Origin of the sequence: Fluoribacter dumoffii NY 23 (genome assembly GCF_000236165.1) — a bacterium.
In the GTDB taxonomy this organism is placed as follows: domain Bacteria; phylum Pseudomonadota; class Gammaproteobacteria; order Legionellales; family Legionellaceae; genus Legionella; species Legionella dumoffii.
The window spans coordinates 44454-66725 of the sequence record NZ_CM001374.1 but is presented as its reverse complement, the minus strand read 5'-3'; the positions used below and the strand labels follow the sequence as shown (position 1 = coordinate 66725).

Genomic DNA, 22272 nt, shown 5'->3' with positions numbered 1-22272 from the left:
TCATTTTTCTTAGAATCTGTCACCACATTATACCCTCTTAGATCCCTTTTACCTTTCAAACCATTTTGTTTTAGAATTTTAGAGAGAATGACGATGTTTAAATATACAGCAACTGTTTATTGGGGAACCCATATACTTGATACCAAGTCTAGTAATGATTTAAATGCACTCCTAGTATGGATGCTTACTGAAGGCGATAAAGAATTTGGTGAGTCAAGAGGCCAAATAGTTAACAATTTCGATTGTGAAATAGTACAGAGATTTAAAAAAAATTCACAATTAAATTAAAGAATTAGTTTTTATCATAAAATGAGCCCGATAAAAATGATTGATAATTTGCAATTAATTTAAAAAAACCACAGAAAGTTACTAATTAATCCAAACATACAATATATTAAAATAATATAAAACAGACGTGTTCAAATTTTTAATGTACACTTGTTTACTTATTCACAGTAAAGGTCTTTTTTGATAGCCAATATCTTTTCAAAAGGTTCTTTTTCCAATAACGCTACTATTCAAATTAGGACGAGTGTAAATCCTATCTTGAAAGGAGTAAGCTCATCACTTTCTAAGTTCATAAAATTGTTTCGTCATTATCCAAAGTGCCGTCTACTGCGAAATATAGCCGTTTTAAAATTCCCTTAATTAGCCATTACTGCAATATCCAAAAATATATTGCCTAAGCTCTAAAATCTGTTTTCTGTACTTTAAGAAAACCCCAAAAAAATAAATTGCAGAAAACATTAAGAGCATACATGATAAATTCACAAGAAGAATTTTTTATAATAGAACAAATATTTTATGGCATTATCGATATAGCAATTGCTATTGCAGAAGCAGACTTCGGTACTATTCAACTCCTTGATGATACGACACAGCATTTAAAAATTGTGGCACAACGAGGATTTCCGCAATATTGGCTAAATTATTGGGAACATGTTTCTAGAGGAGAGGGTTCTTATGGGAGTGCGTTAGAACAAGGTGAACGAATCATCATCGAAGATATTTATCATAGTTCTCTATTTGAAGGTGAATCCTTAGATATTCAATTAAGAGCAGGAGTCAGGGCGATACAATCTACTCCATTAATAAATCCCGATGGTAAAGTAATTGGCATGTTTTCTACTCATTATAAAATTCCTCATAAGCCTAATAAGAGCTTGTTAATAGTCTTTGATATTCTTGCGAAACACGCAGTGGATTCCATTGAACAAATAAAATTACAGAAAATACTTATGAAACAAAAAGAGGAACTTAAAGAGGAGGTTTCTATTAGAGAAGAAATCATTTTGATGCTGGGACATGAATTAAAAAACCCCTTAACGAGCAGTAAAATAACTGCGCAGATAGGCAAGATGTTAATAGAGCAAGAAAAGTTTGAGGAAATCAAGTTCAAGAAATTATTCGATACCTGGGTGGAACAAATAGAAACTATGGAACACTTAATTGAAACAATGCTAGATACGACAGCTATTTCAGAAGGATGGTTCTTTTTTAACCCTCAAGAAATTGACCTCAATGAGTTACTCATGAAAATAACAAAAAGATTTGGCCCTCTGGTTACTTATAAAGGAACCTCAGTAGTTGGATTTTGGGATTCTTATCGAATTGAGCAGATAGTAATTAATTTAATTACTAACGGTATCAAATACGGAAAAGGAAATCCAGTCAATGTGACACTCATTATAGTGGAGAGTGAAACTCTAAAAATAATCGTACAGGACTTTGGAATCGGTATTGCACCAGAAAATAGAGAAAGGATTTTTAAAAAATTCGAACGTGTAAATCATAAAAGTACAATAAGTGGTATGGGATTAGGTCTCTATATAGTCAATCAAATCGTTACAAAACTAGGAGGTAATATAAATCTGGATAGTCAACTTGGATGTGGTTCTACTTTTACTGTAACGTTACCTTTGCATGCTACTCTTCTTAAAACTTCCAATAATAATACAACGCGATGGAGCGAAGTTCCTCCGATAAAGCTATTTTAATGGAAATTGCCTATAATCTATTCAGTTTGAATGATACTTTTATTCTTAAACGAATATTACAAGGAGGAAGAAAAATGAATCGAGAACACCATGTGATTCCCAATGCCCAAGGCGGCTGGGATATTCAACAAACACATCATTCCAAAAAATTTCATTTTGATACGAAAGAAGAGGCAGTCAACAAAGCCCGTGAACTCAGCTCCAAAGAACACACAGAGCTAGTTATCCATGATAAGCAAGGGCGAATAGAGACCAAAGATAGCCACGGCCATGACCCACGAGATATTGAAGGATAAATTGAGCACTTAATGTTTTGAATTTTTGACATGTAAAAAAAATAAACTATAGTTAAGATGTAGGATAGCTTAAGGCTTGCCTTAAGTGCTACTTCTACTGCGAAAACCACCTTAGGGTGGTTTTTGTCATTCTGGCTCAATGAAAATATGGAATTATAAAATGGGTCTAGAGCAATATAATCAAAAAAGAGATTTTTCAAAAACACCTGAACCGAAGGGAAAATTGCATTCCCGTAATCTTCATCGATTTGTGATTCAAAAACATAAAGCCAGTCATCTTCATTATGATTTTCGCATTGAATTAGATGGAGTACTAAAAAGTTGGGCGATACCCAAAGGCCCTTGTCTCGATTCTGATGTGAAACGATTAGCCATGCATACCGAAGACCATCCCGTTGAATATTTAAAGTTTGAAGGATTTATCCCAAAAGGAGAATATGGCAGTGGGCGGATGATTATTTGGGATACCGGTAAATGGGAATCGCTGGATGAAAATCCTTTAAAAGCCTACAAAAAAGGGCACTTACGTTTTATTCTTCATGCAAAAAAACTAGGCGGACGCTGGGATTTATTTAAAATTAAAGGTGAGGACACTTGGTTTTTAAAAAAATATGAGGATGATTTTGCACAACCTCTGGACTCCTTTGATATCACTCAGAAGGAACCTCAAAGTGTGGTCAGTGGAAAAAAAGTAGAAGAAATAGAAGAGCATACTGAGGTTAAAACTGCTAGAAAGCGTTCCCCTTTTAAAAAACTCCAATTTGATTTACCACAATCCCCATTTCCTCAAACTCTATCACCTCAGTTAGCAACTTTAGCCGATACAGCTCCTGAAGGGGATAACTGGATTCATGAAATTAAATATGATGGGTATCGCATGCTTGCGTTTAAAGAAGGAAATTCGGTGCGCATGATGTCTCGAAATCATAAAAATTGGACTAAAGAATTTCAGGTTGTTGCAGATGCAGTAGCCAAGCTTCCTGTTGAGAATTTATTACTTGATGGTGAGTTAGTTATATTGGATGAACAAAGCCGTCCCAGTTTCCAACTCATGCAAAATTCAATTAAAGGAAATGTTGAAACACAGTTTCTTTATTATCTATTCGACATTGTGTACTACGATAAATGGAATCTGTGCTCATTACCATTGATAAAGCGTAAAGAAATTTTAGAAACCCTAATACCGGAGAATCACCCTATATTCCATTACAGTTCCCATATAGTCGGTTTCGGACATGAATTTTATCAAAATGCCTGCGCTTATTCTTTGGAAGGAATTATATCGAAATTAGCAAGTTCCACCTATCAAACCAAACGTACTAAAACTTGGTTAAAGCTGAAATGTACCAAAAGACAGGAATTTGTTATTGGAGGATTCACACCACCTAAAGGTTCGCGTACTCATATAGGCTCTTTGTATTTAGGGTATTTTGATTCGAAAGGTGATTTAATTTTCTGTGGGAATGTAGGCACAGGATTCAGTTCCGCAACCTTAAGAGCTATTTCTTTAGAACTGAATGCAAGAATTAGCCAAGAAAATCCATTTTCAATAAAAAATCCTCCGGGATATAAAACAGCAACATGGGTTAAGCCCGAACTGGTTTGTGAGGTTGAGTTTACTGAATGGACCTCGGAAAAAATATTACGACACCCAAGTTTTAAAGGATTGCGGCATGATAAGGATGCACTCCAAGTGACCAAAGAAGAAGAAACCTCTTTTCAGGTAATTAACAGAGAATTAGTAACCAAGGAAGACCTATTACCTAAAAAGCATATTCGCCTAACTCACCCCGATAAAATTCTTTATCCTGAAGACGGCATTACCAAGAAAATGGTTTTTGACTATTATGAACAAGTCAGTGATTTCATGTTGCCTTACATTCAAAACCGTCCATTAACCCTTGTCCGCTGTCCAACAGATTACAAAGAGTGTTTTTATCAAAAAATGTTTAACAAATCCTCATCCAAAGAACTTCAAAAAGTTTTAATTGAGTCGCCAAAAGATCATGAGATGAGTGATTACATGTATGTTACTAATCGAGAGGGTCTATTAGGGTTGGCGCAAATGGGTGTTTTAGAAATTCACCCATGGGGAAGCCAAGTTTCTCATCTTAAATTTCCGGATGTACTTATTTTTGATTTAGACCCATCACCTGAAGTTCCTTGGAGTAGGGTGGTGGAAAGTGCTTTTGAAGTACGACAATATTTAAAAGAATTTCATTTAACTTCATTTGTTAAAACTACTGGAGGTAAAGGTTTACATGTTGTTGTACCCATTAAGCCTCAATATGACTGGGATGTAATTAAAGAATTCACTCTCTCCTTTGTAGAAACTTTGGAGAAGATGCAACCGAATAATTACATTAGTGAAATGTCTAAAGCAAAGAGAGTGGGAAAGATATTTATTGATTACTTACGTAATCAGTGGGATGCAACTGCAATTGGTGCTTATTCAACTCGCGCAAGGTCTCATGCTCCTGTAGCTACACCCATTCATTGGGATGAGCTGACTGATAATATTAATGATACTTTTTATACTATATTTACTCTACCAAAACGACTGGAAACACTTAGAGCTGACCCCTGGAAAGATTTTTGGATAGTTGCTAAATCTCAGTCGCTTCATTTAGATGATTTTGAATAGTTCTTTCAGAGCATTTCTTGGGACTCTTTTGTTTAAAATGGATTTTGAACATTCAATCTAAAAAACTATACATGTGAAAATTTAGGGATAGGTTAATTAAAGATTTTCACTCGATATGAATTTAATTTCTATCTTAAGATTAAATTTCGTAAAACGATCGTATATTTTCTTGTAAAAAATTTTGAAGTAAGAACTATAAGAGTAGGGGAGGATTATCACCTTAATATTCTCATTCATTAGTTCAAAAACGCTTGTCATATATCAATGTTCCTTAATATTTAACTTTTGAATAGTTAATGAACTAAAATATATTTATAGAAAGCTCTCATTTTCATATTTGGAAATTTATGCTTAAGTCATGGGCAAGAATTACTTTTTTTATTGTTGTTTTTTTTATGCAGGCATGTTCTACAGAAGAGCCTATTGTATTAGTTTGTACATTCCAAACTACTCCCGAATCTAATAAAGATATTTATTCATTTGCTTTATATCCTAGTAGTAATAGAGCCATTATGGAATTGGATATAACAAATGCTACGCAAGAGGGAAAATTAATTACCGAAGAAAGTAATTATGTGATTGATTTCCAAGGGGCTAGTGCAAACATTAATCGATACTCAGGATATGTGATCTTTCGTTTAGGTGACAATGCGCTAATCCAAAGAGGAGTATGTCATCTAGCTAAAAAAATTTAGATTTCTTCTGTAATTTGGTAAAACGATGAATGGTTTACATTAAATATAGAAATGAAATTTAAAATATATATAAAGTACACTCCATTGATAGATAAATATGTGTTAAAAAGCAACATTTTTTCGAGATTGAGTTATTTGTCTTAAATCCAAATAAAACAATATTATGCCCCCTTTATAATATCCATTAAAAATAAATACCAAGTAACTTCCTAGAAATGTTGGATGTGTATATATTGCACTATAATTGGTAAATAAAATAAGGAAGCAAGTGAGAGTAATATGAGAGTCTCAGTTAAATGGAAAACTCAATCCCCTTCAAAAATTTTAGAAAAAATTTTTGAAATGGCAGAAGTTGAAAAGGATGGAAGTGTCGTCTTTTATTCTAATTCCTTTGAACTTCTTCCATTTGATTATATTAAAGACAGTATTAAATTTAGTTCAGATAATATTGACGATAATGATAAAGATGAATTAGTGATAAAGGCAGTAAGATATTGTGTTTTGAATAAAAAATTAAACCCAGATGACTTTCTCGACCAAATTTCAATTGAAGCTAAAAAAATTAATAGGAAGTATGAAAACAAAAATTTGATAACATCACTTTCAGTTTCTAAATTACCCTTCAGAGAAATACAAGTATTTGAAAGTAAAATTAAATTTTACAAAAGAATCCCACGTAAGTTCCATTCCAGGGAACAAATACTAAAAAAATTGCATACGAATACTGTACAAGATCAACATTACTATAAGTGTATAGTTTCTACTCTAACTGACTCAAATGAAATTGGGATACATCTAAAAAATTTAAATATACTACGCGCTCTTTTTTCACTCTATAATAACTATTCATTTCAAATGTTCACAGGCCTACAAAAAACACCAATCAATCGTGTATGCCTCGGCCCATTTCATACTTTACATAATTCAAATGGTGAGCCCTTAGGTAATGAGGTTGGTTATGAATTGAAATTTATTGAATTGGAAGCTATCGAAATAAAGCAATTCAAAAGCTTGTTTTCTAAGATAATAGATAAAATAGAAAAATCTCCCTACAAAGAAGAATTAAAGAATAGTCTTGTATTATACGTTAAAGCTCTAGATGATTATGATGCTAATATATCATTGGTCTTATTATGGAATGCTTTAGATAAGCTAACTAATGAATGCCCTGGAAATTATGACAAGATAATCGATAGATCTAAAATAATATTTGGAAATAACTCTCACCATTCTCAAGTTATAACTACTCTGAAAAATGTACGCAACGATTATGTACACAATATGAGTCATAACAAGAAAGCTAGAAGCTATTGTTATGAGTTGCAAATCTACTTTAAGTTTATATTTTTTTTACATTTATCCAATTTAAGTCATCTTAATAGTATGAAAGAAGCATTAACAACCATTGATTATCTTGGAAAACTTAATGTGGGTTATAAAAATGAAAAAAATATCTTCAGAACAGCTCTCAATATACATAAAAAAAATCAAATGAAGAGCAAAGACAAAAAAAACGCTAAGCCGTCTAAGGGGGCTATCAAGCATTCATGAGCTAGGCAATTTATATATTTAATAAATAAAATAGATAACACAGTTTTTCCAAAAAACATTCGAATAATGTAAATACGAAGAAAGTTGTATATCTTAATGATTTGCAGGGCTTTTAGAAGTTTCTTTTTGTATTTCAGTTTGAGCTTCAGTTGCTAGCCGTATTATTTTCTTTGCTACTTCAATGTTATCTTCAATTTTATTTTTAACATTAATATTTTCTTGCAATTCGACTAATAACTTTTGCTCCAAATAATCTAAATATATAGGTAAGTTGGCGTTTGGAAGAGATTGTTTTTCTTCGCTATTGGGATCAATTTCTTTTATTAGAGCAATAATTTTGGAGGTTGATAGAAATCTATCAGGATCCTCATCTAAATCTAATATTAGAAACTGAGAAAATAAGTAATTAATTAAAGTCTCATAAGCCGAGTACAAAGCCCATGCCATTGGTGTAACCCATATTCGATCTATTCTTGCTTTGTAAGCATGTGCATTTAATTCATTCATATTTATTTGCTCTGTGTAAAATTTAACAAAAGTTTTGATTTTTTGATCATTCCAAGATTTCTTAACTTCTGTAATATTTATAGAAGCTAAAGATAATGCAAGCCTATGATATTTGTTTATTTCGATAAAGTTATGCCATAGGTTGTCAATTGCTTTTAATTGGTAGGGTTTACTGATGCTTTCAGTAGTATTAATAGCTGATGTAACAGTATTATGTAAATATCTAATATCCTCTTCTGTTCTTCTGTATATAGCCCGTAAATCTTCTAACTTCTTTTCAAACTTATGATTTACACTGCTGTTAATATAAGCAAGAATACCTTTACGAATAAAATAACCTATAGGAAGTAATGCTAATAGTAATAGGAACAGATCTTGGGCGGATATATTGAATGTCATATTTTTAGCTTAAGCATATAGTAAACAAATAAAAAATTTATAAAATTATACTATATCACCTGATTATAATTGTTTATACATTCCATATTACCCAATCTTTACAGCTTAGAAAGAGGTAGGGGCATTTTGAAAAAGAAAATTTATTTATATAGATAATTATTTTAATTGATAATAATTAGATGAGTTTAGTCGGAGTCAAAGACTTATATCTGCTGATTGTTTCAATTAAATATTGTTTAGTTTGTAGAAGTCGAACTTTCTAATGAATTGGAGATGTGCTTTTAAATGCACTTTATTGATAGATTGGATTTGATCTGGATTTAAGCTTTCTATTTAAATTAGCTGGGAATCCATAACCACTACAGCATTAAAATTATTTGTATTTAGTTATAGATAAGGCATATTTTCCTTCGACAAGATTTGCTCGATAATATTTGAAGGTGTCTTTATTGAATAATTTTGTAACAATTGCTTTGTTCTGAGGCTTAGTTCTGGAACCTAAAATTATTCCTTTAAATCTTAAAAATGGAACAAATCTTGATAAGTTTAACAAACCCGATTCATTACTGTTGAGTTTGGTTACGATTCTAAATTCTTTTTCATGAGCCCAATCTTTGAATTTTGTTCCTACTGTATTTCTAAGAATTAATTTAGTTCTTTCATAACTTTCAGGTAGTTTCAAGAGATCCTCTATCTTAATAAGGGGCAGTTCTTCAGAGTAATTTACTCCGAATAAAGCAAACTCATTATTATGGGTATATAAAGATAGAATTTCTTTCCCTTCAATAAAATTTTGCATATATTTCTTAACTGAAAAGTCGCTAAGTCCTGAAATTTCCTGAATTTTCACAAAATCTAATTCAAACTCAATACAATAACCCTCGTGATTATTTGCGTAATAAGTCCACATAAGAATGTTTTGGGGATCGGTGGTTAAACTAAGAACTCCATAATTTAAAAATGGATGATCTCCAAATTTTGATTTTTTAACTTGTTCAGCAAATTTAGGGGATTCTAGTGTTTTTTTAAATTCAATTTCAGATAAGCTTCCTTCCCCCTGACCCATACCTTTGAAATAATGTTCATATAACTTAGGATCGCTTAATATGACTGAAGGTTCGGGATGGTGGGATACAACTTTAGCTTCAAAAGGGTCATTTAGTTCACAAATAGGATGTGTCCAAACCTGATTTGCACAGTAGTCTTTTATATAACTAAAATTGCTTGAGTATTTATATAGTTTGATGGTGCAGCTTTCCATTTAAATAATTCACCTCGATTTTAAATATTTATATAACGTAGGTTTAGACACTCCAATTAATTCGCAAATTTTTTGAATACTATGCAGTTTTTCTTCATAAAGCTTAATAGCTAATTTAGCTTTATCTGTGGAAAGTTTTTTAGGACGCCCGCCATTCCTTCCTCTTGTCCTTGCAGCTTGAAGTCCTGCATGTGTTCTTTCACGAATTAAAGTGCGTTCAAATTCAGCTAAGGCGCCAAAGATATGAAAAATTAATTTTCCAGAACTTGATGCGGTATCAATTGATTCATTCAAGCTCTTTAAACCAATTTTTTTTGAGTCGAGTAGGGCGACCATTTCAATTAAATCCTTTAGTGAGCGACTTAATCTATCTAAGCGCCAAACAACAATAATATCTCCTTCACGGGCAAATTCTAAAGTTGCCTCTAGTCCTGGACGTTGCATTTTACTCCCAGTAATTTGATCATCAAAAATACGCTCACAACCTGCTTTTTTTAAAGCATCGTATTGCAAGTTTAAATTTTGATCATCTGTGGAAACACGCGCATATCCAATTAGCATATTGGACCTTTTGGTTAATTATCTCATTAAAATATATAATATCGCAACTTTGATTAATTAACCATAATTATTAACTTTTAAGGACCACATTTATTGAGGTGTTATTATTAAAAATAATGGAAGAGTGTGTAAGTAAACAAAACCCCCGTTTTATTTACCCGTTATGCACTATATAAGTTATATTAAAAATCCATAGGTGAAGACAATGTATGTACATTATGTTATAATAACTTTAAATGGGAGAAAAATATGGCTACGTTACATAATGATGTAAAACAAGAAAAAATAAATATGCGAATTAATAGTGAAGAACGAGGACTTATTGATCGTGCGGCAAAAATCAGAGGTAAAAACAGGTCTGATTTTATCTTAAGTGCAGCGCGTCGAGAAGCTGAAGAAACGATTTTGGAGCAAACGATTTTAAAAGCTAGTCCTGAAGCATATGCTGATTTTTTACAACGACTGGATAAAACGCCAATGCCTAATGAACGTTTGATTAAAACTATGCAGACAAAGGCTCCTTGGGATAAAAAATGATATTACAGCCAGAGCCTATAAATGAACACCATAATATACAGGGATTTAACTCGGGTGAAGAAAGTCTTGATATCTGGCTGAAAACTAAGGCAATTAAAAACCAAAAAGCAAATGCTTCTCGTACTTATGTTGCTTGCAATAATAAACGTGTTGTAGCCTATTATGTTTTAGCCTCGAGCTCGGTAGATGGAAGTTCCGCCACTGGTCGTTTTAGACGTAATATGCCAAATCCTGTTCCAGTAGTTATACTTGGTAGGCTTGCTATAGATTTAGCATATCAGAATAAAGGCATAGGGAGAGCACTAGTACGTGATGCAGGCCTTAGAGTTATTCAAGCAGCCGAAACTATAGGTATTAGAGGGATGCTAGTTCAAGCCATTTCTACCAAAGCAAAAGAGTTTTATGAAAAACTAGGTTTTGAACCTTCTTTAATAGATCCGATGACGCTAATGGTAACCTTAGATGATTTAAAAGCAGCAATATCGGTTTGATTATCTATCTTGTGAGAGTCTTTAAATACACATCAATAACGCATAGCCATAATTAATAAAAGTTATCTTATCTGTGTTAACAAGAGTTTAGCTACTTTTTCCATGTGATATCAGTTATTATGAATAAAATATTATGCTGTGTACGTACAGAGAAGATACAAATCGATAAAACATGCAATAGTTAAAATGGGATGAGAAAGTAGGATGCGTTTTTTCATTAAATTATCAATGACACTGTTGCTAGGCTTTATGTTTGCGGAAGTGCAGGCAACACCCTTGACTTTTCGAGAGGCATTGGAAATTGCCAGTCGCAATAATCCTGAGTTACAAGCAGAAATGGATAAAGCACAAGCCATGCGTGGTGCCTTTATTCAAAGTGGCTTGTATCCTAATCCCCAGCTGACCTTAACTGCGGAAAATTTTGGCGGGTCTGGAAGTTATTCAAGTTATGAGGCCGCAGAAACGACCGCATCTATAACACAACCCATTCCTTTAGGCGGTCGTCTTAAGTATCTGAAAAAAGCAACCTATGCAGATTATTTAGCATCTCTAGCTCAAATAAATGTTCAGAAAGCATCATTGTATATGGCTGTAGGAGGTGCTTATGTCGATGCATTTTATGCAGTTCAATGGCATCAGGTGACCCAAAAACTTGTTCGCTTGAATCAGGATATTGTGACTGCCATCGATAAACGAGTTAAAGCCGGGGTAGGTGCGGAGCTTGATTTGCGCTTAGCGCAAATTCGCTTGGGGGACGCACGTATTCAAGAGCAAAAAGCAGGGCGTGATGCGCTCTTCTTACGGGCAAAATTGGCACGGTTACTGGGTAATGGTTTACGTGTGGACAGACCTTTGGTTGACAAAGGCTTGCCCGATGTGGAGTTAAACTGGTCTGAGTTGTTGAAAAAAGTACCGCAAAGCCCGCAAATGCTGCAAATGCAGCTGCAATTGCAAGCTAAGCGCGCCGCCATTACTGCGGCTAAAAAATCAGTATGGCCTGATTTAAACATTCAATTGGGTGGTCGGCATTTTGAGGATGACGACAGTAATGCTGCGGTAATGTCCGTCTTTGCAGATGCACCTGTTTATAACCGCAATCAGGGGAAGATTTTGACTGCGGAAGCACAATACTCCCAAACAACCTATGAGTTTCAAGGGACGCGTCTTGAGGTACGTCAAAATGCATACAATGCCTTTTTACAGGCGCAGCAAACTAAGTTTGAGGCACAATTGGTGACAAAATCTCTGCTGCCATTAGCGCGCAAGTCAATTAAGCTCGCTCAAGATGGGTATCAAATGGGGCGGTATACGTATGTTGAATTATCTACGTCGTTAAATAATTTATACGAAGAAGAGCGCCATTACCAACAAGCCCATGCCGATTTTCATAAAACACTCATTCAATTGACTGGTCTTTTAGGGTTACATCCGACAAAGGAAAGTAAATGAAACTTATAAAAAAATGTGTCTCCTTGTTCTTCTTAATTATCTTTTTATCGACAATAATGACTTCTGTGGTATTTGCGACAGATGAGGATAATCAACAGAGTGAATCTCAAGAAGAGTTTGAAAAAGGGCCACAAGGAGGGCGTCTTTTTAAAAAAGACAATATAGCCCTTGAATTGCTCCTCTTTGAACGCGGGATGCCACCCCATTTTCGTGCCTATCTTTATCAAGAAGGAAAAAAAATTTCTCCTAATTCATCGCAACTTACTGCAGAACTAACCCGGTTTAATGGAAAGAAGGAGGTTATTACATTTAGTCCCGTTGAGAATTTTTTACAAAGCAATCAAGTGATTAAAGAGCCTCATTCATTTGATGTGTCACTTCAATTACGGGTTTCAGATAAATCCTACAACTGGCAATATAACACTTATGAGGGACGTCTTAAATTAGTTCCTGCCATACTTCAAGCCGCAAATATACAAACCGAAAAAGCAGAAAGCCAAACCATTAAAACTCAATTAAAAGTAGTGGGAAAAATTGCGCCTAATCGCGATACTATGGCCCCCATCTATGCTCGCTATGCAGGCATTATTAAACTGATGAATAAAAACTTAGGTGATGAGGTGATTAAAGGCGATTTACTAGCAACCATTGAAAGCAATGAAAGCTTACAAAATTACAACATAAATGCACCTATCACAGGAACTATAGTACAAAAATATGCAACCAATGGCGAACTAGCGCAAAATAATAAACCCATTTATGATGTGGCGAATTTAACCAACGTATGGGCTGACTTTACCTTATATCGCAAAGAAACTCCGCTAGTAAAAAAGGGAATGACTATTGATGTAATTGGTGATGAAGGAAAACCAAAAACGACAAGTTATATCTCCTACATCGCACCTCTTGGGATAGAAGACAGTCAAACCACTTTGGCACGTGCAGTCTTACCCAATGAGCAGCGCTTGTGGATTCCCGGCATGTATGTCAACGGTTATATTATTATTAAAGAAAAAACCGTGCCGGTAGCGGTGCTTCTTACGGCATTGCAACGCATGGGCGACCAAGACGTAGTATTTGTCCAACAAGGCGATTATTTTGAAGCGACACCTGTAGAACTTGGCCAACGAGACAAACAATGGGTTGAGGTTCTATCCGGGCTTGATGCAGGCCAGCATTATGTAACTAAAAACAGCTTTTATCTAAAGGCGGAGCTGGGTAAGGAAGGCGCAAGCCATGAGCACTAAGGATTAGAGATGCTGGAAAAAATAATACGTTTTTCTTTAAAACATCGTTGGTTTATTCTGTTGTTTACAGTGATTATTGCTTCGTTTGGTGTTTATAATTATCAAAAGCTTCCTATTGATGCCGTACCTGACATTACCAATGTTCAGGTGCAAATTAATACAGCAGCCTCTGGATACTCGCCTTTTGAGGTAGAACAGCGAATCACTTTTCCTATTGAATTAGCTCTTAGCGGCCTTCCCAATCTCGATTATACCCGGTCTTTATCTAGGTATGGATTGTCCCAAGTGACTGTGGTTTTTAAAGACGGAACTAATATTTATTTTGCAAGACAGCTTATTAATGAGCGCTTACAAGAAGTTAAAGATAAATTGCCGCCAGAGTCTGAAACTACATTAGGACCTATTTCTACAGGTCTTGGTGAAATTTTTATGTATACGGTGACGAATAAACCTAATGTGCCTAAAAGTCAACGTTATAACCCCACGGGACTTCGCACCATTCAAGATTGGATTATTAAGCCGCAATTGCGCAATGTAGAAGGGGTTGCGGAGGTCAATACGATTGGCGGTTATGCAAAACAATTCCATATTACGCCCGTTCCCTCAAAGCTTGTGCGTTACAACCTGAGTTTAAACGATGTGCTTGAAGCACTCCAGCGGAATAATGCCAACGTTGGTGCAGGCTATATAGAGCGCAATGGAGAACAAAATCTGATTCGTGTTCCTGGACAAGTAAAAGACATTCCTGATATTGAAAACATTGTGATTGCCAACTTTGAAGGAACTCCAATCCGCATGAGGGATGTAGCGAAAGTTGTCTTCGGCAAAGAACTACGTACAGGGGCTGCTACAGAAAATGGCCAAGAAGTGGTTTTGGGTACCGTGTTCATGTTGATGGGCGAAAACAGTAGAACGGTTTCTGAGCGGGTTGCTGAGAAGATGAAAGAAATCAACAAGTCACTTCCTGAAGGCGTTGAGGCCGTTATTGTTTATAATCGCACTTTGCTGGTTAATGCAACGATCAACACGGTTAAAAACAATTTACTTGAAGGTGCACTGCTCGTTTGCATTATTCTTTTTTTATTTTTAGGAAATATTCGTGCTGCATTGATTACTGCTATGGTCATCCCCTTATCCATGTTAATGACCATCACGGGCATGGTGACTAATAAAATCAGTGCGAACCTTATGAGTTTAGGTGCGCTGGATTTTGGATTGATAGTAGATGGTGCGGTGATTATCGTAGAAAACTGCATCAAGCATTTAGGGGAAAAGCAACATAATGCACAACGACTATTAACGCTTGAAGAGCGTTTAAAAGTGATTTCTTATGCCACCACCGAAGTCATTCGGCCCAGTATTTTTGGGGTTTTTATTATTACCGTTGTGTATCTTCCTATTCTGACATTAACGGGTGTGGAGGGCAAAATGTTTTTGCCTATGGCAGAAACCGTGATTATTGCCCTCATGTCCTCGATGTTATTTGCACTTACTTTTGTACCAGCAGCAATTGCAATTTTTTTGCGAGGACGTGTTCAGGAAAAAGAAAATTGGCTGGTGCATTATCTTTCAATTGGCTATGCACGTGTTTTGCGGCGATCTTTTCATGCGCGGCGTTCGGTTATAGGGGCTGCCGTTGTCTTAGTTGTATTGAGTTTGTTTATTGCATCGCGTATGGGCGGCGAATTTATTCCAAGCCTTGATGAAGGTGATATTGCTATGCATGCCATGCGTATTCCTGGGACAAGCTTGACTCAAGCCATCGCCATGCAGGATTTGGTTGAACAGAGGGTGAAACAATTTCCAGAGGTCAAAGCGGTATTTGCAAAATTAGGAACCGCAGAGGTAGCCACCGATCCGATGCCACCTAATGTTGCCGATACCTTTATTATTCTAAAAAAGCGCAAGGATTGGCCTAATCCCAAAAAGCCCAAGCAGGAACTGGTACAGGAAATTGAAAATGCAGTGAGGCAAATTCCAGGAAATAATTATGAATTTACTCAACCCATTCAAATGCGTTTTAATGAACTGATCTCGGGGGTTCGTAGTGATGTCGCGGTCAAAGTATTTGGCGATGATATGAATACTTTATTGGAGATCGCAGAAAACATTAGTACACAACTTAAAAAAGTACCAGGAGCTGCAGATGTCAAAATCGAACAAGTGAGTGGATTACCTCTTTGGACGGTGGTAATTAATCGCGATACTTTGGCGCGTTACGGTTTGCAAGTTGGCGCTGTGCAAGATGCCATTGTGATTGCTACCGGCGGGAAAAAGGGTGGTGAGCTTTTTGAAGGAGATAAGCGTTTTGATATCGTGGTACGATTACCTGAGTCGTTCCGTGCCGATCCTGATGTATTGCGTGAAGTTTTTGTACCACTTCCTCCATCTAAAGACAGTGAGCGGCATTTTATTCCCTTAAGTGAAGTCGCGAAAATGGTACGAAGTGAAGGACCCAATCAAATTAGTCGTGAAATGGGCAAACGTAGAGTGGTGGTTAGTGCCAATGTTCGAGGTAGTGATTTAAGTACCTTTGTGAATAATGCAAAACTGCGCATTGAACAGAACGTTAAAATACCTAGTGGTTATTGGATAGACTGGGGTGGACAGTTTGAGCAATTGCAATCTGCCTCACAACGATTACAGATTGTAGTACCCGTGACGCTACTTGGCATTTTCTTATTACTATTTATGAGTTTTGGCAGGGCAAGAGATGCATTGCTTGTGTTTACAGGCATTCCTTTGGCTTTAACTGGCGGTGTTTTTGCTTTGTGGATCCGGGATATCCCATTATCTATTTCGGCAGGTGTCGGGTTTATTGCCTTATCAGGGGTGGCGGTGCTCAATGGCCTTGTGATGATTACATTTATCAATAAGCTTCATGAACAGCAAAAATTTTATTTAAAAGATGCTGTATTGCAAGGGTCGCTGGCTCGACTCAGACCGGTCCTTATGACGGCATTAGTGGCCTCTTTGGGATTTGTGCCAATGGCACTGGCAACAGGCACTGGCTCTGAAGTGCAACGACCTTTGGCGACGGTGGTGATTGGGGGAATTATTTCATCGACTTTTCTGACGCTTTTAGTATTGCCCGGTTTGTATTATGTGTTTCATGAGCGGCGAAAAAAGGGATAATCCCACAGGGAGGCGAAGACTAAACCGCCTTTGACTCAGTTCACCTCAGCCTGGGAAAATAAGCGAGATAAAGAATAATGATAATTGCTATTAAGCCGAAAAAGGACAAGAGAAAACCAGCAGTTCCTAATATATAGGTTTTTCTTTGCATGCGTTGATGGTGCGTCAACACCAGTAAACAGATTCCTAAAAGAAAGACAAAGCTTGCGATGAGCAAAGGCATATGGACGAATAGAACATTCATTGTTACTCCCCGAAGTAGGTGATTTTTAATTAGTGTAAGTTAATTTTCTTACGAGTACAAAAAAACGCTCTCTGCCCGTGATTTGACAAAATGAAAGGCTCGGCTATATTTATAGTTAAATACTTATTTAACCGTTGAACTCAATATGCTAACCCACGATCAACTGATTACTTTAAGCGAAACACTGCATTTAATGGGTGAGCCCAATCGCTTGCGACTTCTACTCACATGTCTTAAAGAAGGGCCTAAATCTGTTTCTGAATTAGCAGAGCAATTGAACCTTTCCGTTCCCTTAGCAAGCCATCATTTAAGTTTGTTACGTTCTGCACGGTTACTGAGGGCCAATCGTGAGGGAAAACATATTTATTACAGTATTTTTGATACGCATGTACGTTGTATTTTGGACGACATGTTGCGCCATTTTGCTGAAGATGATGAGGAGAATTAACATGAACCTTTTAAAACGCTTTCTGGGTAACTACTTGAATGGGCATCATGGGCAAAATCGTAGTTCTCATCAAAATGGATACGGTAATTTCCATCATAAGCAAAAAAATCATAACAACAACTACATGTCTCAAAATGAATCACAGGGAGTTATATGTACACGGTGTCAAAGTCGCAATGAGCCAGGAGCTCGATTTTGTGGACAATGTGGTCAGGCAATCCAAAATACAGTGTGCCGTTGTGGTGCATCCATTCCTGCTGAAGCTAAATTTTGTGGCCAATGTGGGAGCTCCTTATGACAACACCATTAACAGCAACCACCTTTTTTGTGGCTGGGCTTGATTGTCCTGCAGAAGAGCAGCTCATTAGAAAACAGTTACAAGATGTTTCTGAAATTGAGCATATGGAATTTAATTTTATTGCAGAAGAGGTCACGATTCACCATCGTCTCCCTGTCATTGATGCATTGCAGCAGCGCATTGAATCATTAGGCATGAGTGTTCGCAGCCAAGGTACACGACGTTTAGCTAAAGAAGGCGAAAAAGCAGTCTCTGATTTTTCTTGGAAAATCATTCTGCTAGCGGGTATTTTGGCGTTGTTTTCAGAAATTATGGCCTATTATCTGAATACGGAATTTTCAGTCTGGATTATTGCTCCTGCTTTATTGGCGATTGGCTTAAGCGGCCCTCCGACCTTTAAAAAAGGATGGTTGGCGTTGCGTACCAAGGCGATGAATATTAACAGTTTAATGTTGATTGCCATCATTGGCGCCGTATTTATTGGTGCATGGCCAGAAGCGGCGATGGTGACGGTATTGTTTGCCTTGGCTGAACGAATTGAGCGCTATTCTTTAGATAAAGCTCGTCTTGCTATTCGCAGTTTAATGCAAATCGCACCGGAAATTGCACGAGTAAAACAGGATAATGGGCAATGGCAAACGACTCCTATTGAGCAAGTGCACTTAGATGCTGTTTTTAAAGTAAAGCCTGGAGAACGTATTCCTTTAGATGGAGTGGTTGTTTTAGGTAAAAGCACGGTTAATCAAGCGCCGATTACGGGCGAATCCATGCCGGTGAGTAAAGAGATAGATGATACGGTTTTTGCGGGAACACTCAATGAATATGGGGTACTTGACGTCAAAGTCACTAAAGCATCGGGAGATACCCTTCTTGCCAAAATTGGGAAGGCCATTGAACAAGCGCAAGCAGAGCGCGCGCCGACACAACGTTTTGTCGATGTCTTTGCACAATATTATACGCCGATTATGGTGATAATTGCAGTTCTTATCGCATTAATTCCGCCGTTGGTTTTTGGTTATCCTTTTTATGATTGGATCTATAAAGCGCTCACTTTATTAGTGATTGCATGTCCTTGTGCTTTGGTTATTTCGACCCCAGTAACGGTAGTGAGCGGATTAGCCTCTGCGGCAAAGCATGGGCTTTTAATTAAAGGCGGAAGCTACTTAGAAACTGGGCATCAGTTAGAATTAATTGCCTTAGATAAAACCGGCACCTTAACGGAAGGTAAACCAGTAGTGACTGATTTTATTGTTCATGACACGCGTAGAACAAAAGAAGAATTGCTGCTCATTGCAGCAAGCCTTGATAGTCATTCCGAGCATCCTGTCGCGCATGCTTTAGTAACCTATTTCCAGCAACAACAACCCTCAGCTGATTTATTAGAGGTTGGTGCGTTTTCAGCACTTCCGGGTCGTGGAGTCAAGGGTTTGGTGCAAAATGAATTGTTTTATGTAGGAAACCATCAACTTGCTGAAGACAATAAAGTATGCAGCCCTGAGGTAGAAGAAGAGTTGAAGCGATTGGAGGAAGAAGGAAAGACCACGGTCATTTTAAGCAATAACACTACAGTGCTTGCTCTGTTTGCGGTGGCTGATACGTTACGCCAATCCAGTCAGTGGGCTATTTCAAGGCTTCATGAGCAAGGGATAAAAACAGCAATGCTGACTGGTGATAATGCAGTAACAGCGCATGCCATTGCGAAACAAGTGGGTATTGATGAAGTGAAGGCCAATGTATTGCCTACGGATAAACTGCAAGCAATTAATCAACTCTTGACACAGTATCAAACGGTAGGCATGGTTGGCGATGGGATTAACGATGCACCCGCACTGGCTAAAGCAAGCATTAGTTTTGCTATGGGGAAAGGGACGGATACGGCATTGGAAACGGCCGATGTAGCGTTAATGAATGATAATTTGGCCATGCTGCCTTTATATATTGATTTGAGCCGCAACACAGCAAGAATTCTTCGACAAAACATTAGTTTATCCATCGCTATTAAAGGAGTATTTTTTATTTTAGCACTTGGAGGTATTGCCACTCTTTGGATGGCTGTTTTTGCGGATATGGGGGCTAGTTTAATTGTTGTAGCAAATGGATTGCGACTCTTGAATTCTCATAAAGGACATGCAGACATTCAAGAGGCATAGGAATAACGAAAGAGGGATAACTCGATGGTGCAAGGGAGTGATATGAGGTGTCTTATGGTCGATACTTTACTTTTTTTAGTAATCGATGATTCATTAGGTGAACGCATTCTCTTGCGTGCACAATTGCAAAATTTGAACCATAAGGTGGATATGGCCTGTGATGGGAACTCAGGTTTGGAACTTGCTTTAATGAGACGTTATGATGCAATTTTAATTGATAAAAATTTAACACAAGGATTTAACTACCAAGAACTTATTGTACGTATTCAAAAGGATTCGGAGCTGAATCACGCCACACCAATCATAATCATGACTCAACACAATGACATGCATAAAATGCAAGAAGCAATGCAGTGTGTGAAGCCTTTTACGAAACAAGATACTTTAAAACTAATTGATTCAGTAAACCGGTTGAAACGAAATATATAAAGTGGCTATTTGTGTTGTTATCGAGGGAGGGTTGTAGCATGCATCTATTTTTAAGGAATAAAATGAAAACAGGAACTATATTGGGTTTGAGACTTTTTTTAAGAATGAGCATTATTTTTTTTGGAGTGGGGTTAGTGTCATGTGCTTCGACTCAATCAACTGTTAAGGAGATGCATTCTGAAAGTCAGTATGTTGGGGATTTTGGCGGTAATGGGGAGCATGTGCATGAATTACATTATAAGAATAAGAAAGTTCAGGAACACTAAGGATGGAAATGAATTTTTGGATTTGGGTACTGCTAGGGTTGTTGAGTATTGTGCTTGTGGGTGTTTTGGTTTTTCTCAAAAAACATAAGAAAACCATCCACTTTTATTCTTTTTTAATAATACTCCTAATCTTGGCAGCTATTTTTTTTCATGGAGTATCGTTTCAATTGCATTGATATGATTTCTGAATGAGCAAATTTCTCTTCTTTGTCATATCAATGAATTAATGATGTCCATGTCCATGTCCATGAGGATGATATCCAATGAACGATTTATTAACGGATGTATTATTTTTTGGGTCATTCTTAGAGACATAATGTTCACAGGAGCATAATAAAGTGACAGCAATTAAAAGACAGCATCTCCAATTTTTTAATAAGGTATGTTTTGTCATATATATTTTCTTTCTGTATGAACTTATTACACATTATAGACAATGAGGTATGGAATATTAAAGAAATCGATTCCGATTTTTAAATTAATTGAACATGCTGATTTAAGCAAAATACAGGTCATTTTGTATGATTTTTGGAATAGCTACCTAAAAAATTCTATTAAAGAATTTAGTGAGGCGATAATGTGCAGAGGGATTTTAAGATCTCGTGCTGAATAGGAGGCGGTAATGAACACTGATGCAATCCCACGACGTTTTGTGATTCCATTGGGCACTCGATTGTTTATTGGATTTATGACTCTTGGATTACCTTTATTAATATTGATTATGCTTTTAGTGCCTAAAGTAAACTATATAATCCACTTGAATCATAAAATTCAAAATGAGAATTTACCTCCTATTCTTGATGCCCAAATTTATCAATCCCAAGACATCTTGGAGCATTGGGCAATGACAGGAGACCCAAAAGATAAGACTTATTTTGATAATACATGGAATGAAATTCATCAAGTTAGAGTCCAGGGTGATAAAGTAATCCAAGTGTTAGATAATCAAGAAATACAGCATAAATGGAAAAAGCTTCAACAGCTTTATAAATCGTTGCATCAAGCTCAAGTATCAATAATAAATGCGCCAAGAGATCCTAATAATCCAGATAATGTAGAAAATATCAGGAACAAAACTCGAGCCATTCAAAAATCAATGATAGATCTCATTGATGGTCCTTATTCGGAGATAACAGGTAAAAGAGAAGGTGGGCTATTTAGAGACTTATCCAAAGAAATTGAATCTCATATAAATGAAATAGATAAGAATTTAATTTCTTTAAAGGAATCCGCTTTGTGGCTTTTGATTTTAGCAATTGTTTTAACAGTGATTGTCCCTTATATCACACAGCGAGCATTATCCATTCCACTAGATAATGCAATAAATGCTGCTGAGCGAATTGCAGCAGGAGAGCGAAACGTAACAATAGAAATCATGTCATCAGATAAATTAGGGAAGCTGCTTTTATCCCTAAACAGCATGCAAGATGCAATAAAAAAGAATGAAGAAATGCTTCGTAATAAAGAGGAGGAGACTCGAGTGTTATTGGAAACACTGATTAATTCTTCGAAAAAATTTAGTCTACATAGCAGTAAAGTTGCTTCCGGTGATCTTCGTCATCGTCTTGAAATAGAAAATGAAGGCATATTGGGTTTAATTACAGGGTTGGGGCAAATGCGAATTACAACCTCTGAATACGCCTACAATTTAACCAAATCGACATAAA

General features: G+C 36.4%; 21 protein-coding genes. 16 read left to right on the top strand and 5 right to left on the bottom strand.

All coding sequences use genetic code 11. From position 1 onward, the window contains the following. The first annotated feature begins 758 nt into the window (after positions 1-758). From KYQ_RS17280 to KYQ_RS17255, 5 genes are all read left to right on the top strand, one after another. Positions 759-1997, top strand: coding sequence for a GAF domain-containing sensor histidine kinase (locus KYQ_RS17280; protein WP_019350418.1), 1239 nt, complete (start codon positions 759-761; stop codon positions 1995-1997). Between the two features lie 74 nt (positions 1998-2071). Then, on the top strand, positions 2072-2293 hold the full coding sequence (locus KYQ_RS17275; protein ID WP_029489088.1) for a DUF2188 domain-containing protein: 222 nt from the start codon (positions 2072-2074) through the stop codon (positions 2291-2293). Between the two features lie 160 nt (positions 2294-2453). Then, on the top strand, positions 2454-4937 hold the full coding sequence (ligD, locus tag KYQ_RS17270) for a DNA ligase D (RefSeq protein WP_019350416.1): 2484 nt from the start codon (positions 2454-2456) through the stop codon (positions 4935-4937). Positions 4938-5284: 347 nt separating this feature from the next. Further along, positions 5285-5632: a hypothetical protein gene (locus KYQ_RS17260; protein WP_019350414.1), complete on the top strand. Its 348-nt coding sequence runs from the start codon at positions 5285-5287 to the stop codon at positions 5630-5632. 279 nt (positions 5633-5911) lie between these two features. Further along, entirely contained in the window at positions 5912-7183 is a 1272-nt protein-coding gene (locus tag KYQ_RS17255; RefSeq protein WP_019350413.1) for a hypothetical protein, read from the top strand. Between the two features lie 93 nt (positions 7184-7276). Here KYQ_RS17255 and KYQ_RS17250 read toward each other — a convergent pair whose 3' ends face one another. The 3 genes from KYQ_RS17250 to KYQ_RS17240 form a co-directional block, all read right to left on the bottom strand. Further along, positions 7277-8089, bottom strand: coding sequence for a hypothetical protein (locus tag KYQ_RS17250; protein ID WP_019350412.1), 813 nt, complete (start codon positions 8087-8089; stop codon positions 7277-7279). Between the two features lie 373 nt (positions 8090-8462). Continuing rightward, positions 8463-9350 (bottom strand): DUF2971 domain-containing protein, encoded by an 888-nt coding sequence (locus KYQ_RS17245; protein WP_019350411.1) that lies wholly within the window; start codon positions 9348-9350, stop codon positions 8463-8465. A 9-nt stretch (positions 9351-9359) separates the two neighbouring features. Continuing rightward, on the bottom strand, positions 9360-9911 hold the full coding sequence (locus KYQ_RS17240; RefSeq protein ID WP_019350410.1) for a recombinase family protein: 552 nt from the start codon (positions 9909-9911) through the stop codon (positions 9360-9362). A gap of 249 nt (positions 9912-10160) precedes the next feature. On the opposite strand from KYQ_RS17240, the gene KYQ_RS17235 reads away from it, so the two are divergent. The 5 genes from KYQ_RS17235 to KYQ_RS17215 all read left to right on the top strand — a co-directional run bounded on the left by KYQ_RS17235 (position 10161) and on the right by KYQ_RS17215 (position 16770). Then, on the top strand, positions 10161-10448 hold the full coding sequence (locus KYQ_RS17235) for a type II toxin-antitoxin system TacA family antitoxin (RefSeq protein ID WP_012187549.1): 288 nt from the start codon (positions 10161-10163) through the stop codon (positions 10446-10448). Then, on the top strand, positions 10445-10939 hold the full coding sequence (locus KYQ_RS17230) for a GNAT family N-acetyltransferase (RefSeq protein WP_012187548.1): 495 nt from the start codon (positions 10445-10447) through the stop codon (positions 10937-10939). The genes KYQ_RS17235 and KYQ_RS17230 overlap by 4 nt, the downstream gene beginning before the upstream one ends. Positions 10940-11167: 228 nt before the next feature. Then, a complete protein-coding gene (locus KYQ_RS17225) occupies positions 11168-12388 on the top strand; it encodes a TolC family protein (protein WP_374939095.1) in 1221 nt (406 codons plus the stop codon). A 56-nt stretch (positions 12389-12444) separates the two neighbouring features. Further along, positions 12445-13635 (top strand): efflux RND transporter periplasmic adaptor subunit, encoded by a 1191-nt coding sequence (locus KYQ_RS17220; protein WP_231294692.1) that lies wholly within the window; start codon positions 12445-12447, stop codon positions 13633-13635. Between the two features lie 9 nt (positions 13636-13644). Beyond that, complete coding sequence (locus KYQ_RS17215) at positions 13645-16770, top strand: CusA/CzcA family heavy metal efflux RND transporter (protein WP_012187545.1); 3126 nt, start codon at positions 13645-13647, stop codon at positions 16768-16770. Between the two features lie 40 nt (positions 16771-16810). Here the strand turns inward: KYQ_RS17215 and KYQ_RS17210 are convergent, their stop codons facing one another. Then, positions 16811-17014: a hypothetical protein gene (locus KYQ_RS17210; protein WP_019350409.1), complete on the bottom strand. Its 204-nt coding sequence runs from the start codon at positions 17012-17014 to the stop codon at positions 16811-16813. 145 nt (positions 17015-17159) lie between these two features. Between KYQ_RS17210 and KYQ_RS17205 the strand changes: the two genes are divergently transcribed. The 5 genes from KYQ_RS17205 (at position 17160) to KYQ_RS17185 (ending at position 20605) form a co-directional block, all read left to right on the top strand. Continuing rightward, the gene (locus tag KYQ_RS17205) at positions 17160-17462 is read left to right on the top strand and encodes an ArsR/SmtB family transcription factor (protein ID WP_012187544.1); all 303 of its coding nucleotides are present in this window, start codon (positions 17160-17162) and stop codon (positions 17460-17462) included. A gap of 1 nt (position 17463) precedes the next feature. Beyond that, positions 17464-17760, top strand: a complete 297-nt coding sequence (locus tag KYQ_RS17200; protein WP_019350408.1) for a zinc ribbon domain-containing protein — start codon at positions 17464-17466, stop codon at positions 17758-17760. After that, positions 17757-19910 carry a heavy metal translocating P-type ATPase gene (locus tag KYQ_RS17195; RefSeq protein ID WP_019350407.1) on the top strand — a complete coding sequence of 718 codons (2154 nt, stop codon included), beginning with the start codon at positions 17757-17759 and terminating at the stop codon, positions 19908-19910. The genes KYQ_RS17200 and KYQ_RS17195 overlap by 4 nt, the downstream gene beginning before the upstream one ends. Before the next feature lie 42 nt (positions 19911-19952). Continuing rightward, positions 19953-20339, top strand: a complete 387-nt coding sequence (locus tag KYQ_RS17190; protein ID WP_231294683.1) for a response regulator — start codon at positions 19953-19955, stop codon at positions 20337-20339. A gap of 62 nt (positions 20340-20401) precedes the next feature. Then, on the top strand, positions 20402-20605 hold the full coding sequence (locus KYQ_RS17185; protein WP_019350405.1) for a hypothetical protein: 204 nt from the start codon (positions 20402-20404) through the stop codon (positions 20603-20605). A 223-nt stretch (positions 20606-20828) separates the two neighbouring features. On the opposite strand, the gene KYQ_RS19375 is transcribed toward KYQ_RS17185, so the two are convergent. Continuing rightward, complete coding sequence (locus KYQ_RS19375; protein WP_172461338.1) at positions 20829-20999, bottom strand: hypothetical protein; 171 nt, start codon at positions 20997-20999, stop codon at positions 20829-20831. A gap of 228 nt (positions 21000-21227) precedes the next feature. On the opposite strand from KYQ_RS19375, the gene KYQ_RS18520 reads away from it, so the two are divergent. Next, on the top strand, positions 21228-22271 hold the full coding sequence (locus KYQ_RS18520) for a methyl-accepting chemotaxis protein (protein WP_019350402.1): 1044 nt from the start codon (positions 21228-21230) through the stop codon (positions 22269-22271). The last annotated feature ends 1 nt before the right edge of the window (position 22272 follow it).